This window comes from Aestuariivirga sp. (genome assembly GCF_044239095.1).
Taxonomy (GTDB): Bacteria; Pseudomonadota; Alphaproteobacteria; order Rhizobiales; family Aestuariivirgaceae; genus Aestuariivirga.
Map to the genome: position 1 here is coordinate 1 of NZ_JBIICB010000404.1, position 2,546 is coordinate 2,546.

Genomic DNA, 2,546 nt, shown 5'->3' on the forward strand with positions numbered 1-2,546 from the left:
GTGAAACTGATACCATTGCGCATCCTTTCAGATTCGCACGTCAACAAGCCGTTGGGAACCTTCAATCGGACTCTTTTGTCCCGGCCAATCCACTAGATATCCAGCGCCTCGATGTTCATGAATGCCGTACGGAGCGCCTTGGACCATTCGCTGGACAGCATCTTGAAATAGGGGTCATCCGGTCCGATGCGCTTCGTGTGCTCGATCCTGAGTGAGCCCGTTTCATAGGTGAGGAGGTCGATGGGAAGGCCGACACTCAGGTTGGACCGCAGCGTCGAGTCGAATGAGAGCAGCGCCATCTTTGCCGCATCACCGAGCTTCATGTCGTTGCGCGCCACGCGGTCGAGGATGGGCTTGCCGTATTTGTGCTCGCCGATCTGGAAGAAGGGCGTATCCACCGTTGCCTCGATGAAATTGCCGGCGGAATAGATGTTGAACAGGCGCGGACGCTCCTTGCCGATCTGGCCTGCGAAGATGAAGCTGGCGGCGAAGGACTCGCCGTTGGACTGAAGGAAGTCCCCGTCGATCGACTTCACCTCGCGCACGGCCTTTCCCACGATGCGGGCAGCCTGGAACATCGTCTTGGCGGTGAAGAGATTGTTGGCCTTCGCGCCGCCACCGGTCTTCGCCTGAGAACCCTCGGAAAGCGAGCTGACCACGGCCTGGGTGATGGCGAGGTTTCCAGCCGTCAGCAGAACGAAGACTGCCTGGCCGGGCTTCTCCCAGCTGTAGAGCTTCTTGAACTTGCCGACATTGTCGACACCCGCATTCGTCCGGGTGTCCGCGGCCATGACCAGGCCGTCGTCAAGCAGCAGTCCCACGCAATAGGTCATGTCCCCGTTGTCCGGAAAGAATCCAATCTCATCGTCATTGTTGGGCGATCTCGACGCGGACTTCAACCCTCATCCGTTCGGTGGCGCCACCCCTGCGAGAGCCGCGGATGGGGGCGACGCCGGCGGAATCGAGGCCTGCGGCCACGCGCACGTAATTGTCGGTGGGGCACTTGGCATTGGCGGGGTCGAAGCCCACCCAGCCGAGGTCCGGCACCAGGGCCTCGGCCCAGGCATGGGCGGCGGTGGAGGAGGCGCCCTGGCCAGTGACGAGGTAGCCCGTCACATAGCGCGCGGGAACACCGCCTGCGCGTGCGGCGGCAATGAAGATGTGCGCGTGGTCCTGGCACACGCCGCGCCCTTCGGCGAAGGCTTCCGCCGCCGTGGTGTGGGTGTGGGTGGTGCCCAACTCATAGGCGACCTTGTGGTGGATCTCCGCCATCAACGCATGGAGGCCTTCGAGAACCGACTTTCCGGCGAACTGCCTTTCCGACAAGGCACGGATCGCGGCATTGGCCGTCGTCGGCTTTGTTTGCCGCAGGAATACGGCGTCGGGTGCAAGGCAGGTAAGGCCTCGCACTACGCCTGCCGTATCCGTTACCTCCACGACACCCTCTGCGATGATGGCGACGGGGCCTTCGAGGTTTCCGAAGGTGATCATGTGCACGCGGTTGCCGAAGCCATCCATATAGCTCAGCGCCCGGTCAAATCCCGGCGCGGTGATGGACCAGGAGATCGTCTGCTGCGAAGCGAACTCTGTTGGCCACAGATGCAGCCGCTGCGCCGAATAGGCAAGCGGCGTATCATAATCGTAATGCGTTTCATGGCGGACGGCGAGGCGCATGGTCACGGGAAATTATAGTTCCTGGCGATGGACTGCGAGAGCCTTGTGTTGCTGAGGATGAACTCCTGCAGGAATTCATGCAGGCCGGCCTGGAAGATCTGCTCCATGTTCGCGTCCTTCAGCCTGTCATAGCTCGTGCTTGCAAGCTCATGGCAATCATATGACTTGCCATAGAGATTGGCGAGGCCGGCGAGCGCCCGGTTCACCCAGTTGTATGAGAAGACCAGAGAGCGCGGCATCTCCTCCCGCAGGATGAGGAATTCGGAAACGAGCCACGGCCGGTAGTTGGAATCGCGGTAGAACCAGCGGTAGGAGCGGTGGCCCGAGACCGAGCGCAGGATCTGCGCCCATTGCTGCATGTCGAGGTCGCTTCCCACATCCGTGGGCTTGGGCAGCAGGATGAAATACTTGACGTCCAGAATGCGCGCCGTGTTGTCGGCCCGTTCGATGAAATTGCCGAGCTGGCTGAAGTAATAGGTGTCGTTGCGCAGCATGGTGCCAAGAAGGGCGCCGCGGAAGGACATTACCCGCTGCTTCACCCATTCGAGGAAAACCGGCAGCCGGTCTGCCGTCATGCTGGAGGGTTTCACCTGGGCGAGTTCGTTCCAGGTGGAATTGATGCTCTCCCATACATCGCGCGTCAGTGCCGTTCGCACCGCGCGGCCATTGTCACGTGCCGTCTTGATCGCAGCGCGGATGGAGGAGGGATTGTCCTCGTCGAAGATCAGGAACTGGATCACCTTGGCGCTGGTGATCTCGGCATGCTTTTTCGAATAGGCGATGTCACAGGCGCAGGATTGCAGCGTCGAGCGCCATTCGTCGCGGTGGCCCTCGACGGCGCCGGGCATCAGCGAGATGCGGTAGCCAACCTC

The 2,546-nt window shown here is 61.2% G+C and carries 3 protein-coding genes; all 3 read right to left on the reverse strand.

Annotated features, from left to right (window positions below):
* Positions 1–92: 92 nt before the first annotated feature.
* Positions 93–833: a peptidase gene (locus tag ACILRA_RS21945; protein ID WP_395664165.1), complete on the reverse strand. Its 741-nt coding sequence runs from the start codon at positions 831–833 to the stop codon at positions 93–95.
* A 34-nt stretch (positions 834–867) separates the two neighbouring features.
* Positions 868–1,674 (reverse strand): transglutaminase domain-containing protein, encoded by an 807-nt coding sequence (locus ACILRA_RS21950; protein ID WP_395664167.1) that lies wholly within the window; start codon positions 1,672–1,674, stop codon positions 868–870.
* A 2-nt stretch (positions 1,675–1,676) separates the two neighbouring features.
* On the reverse strand, positions 1,677–2,546 hold an 870-nt coding region (locus ACILRA_RS21955), incomplete at its 5' end, for an alpha-E domain-containing protein (protein WP_395664166.1).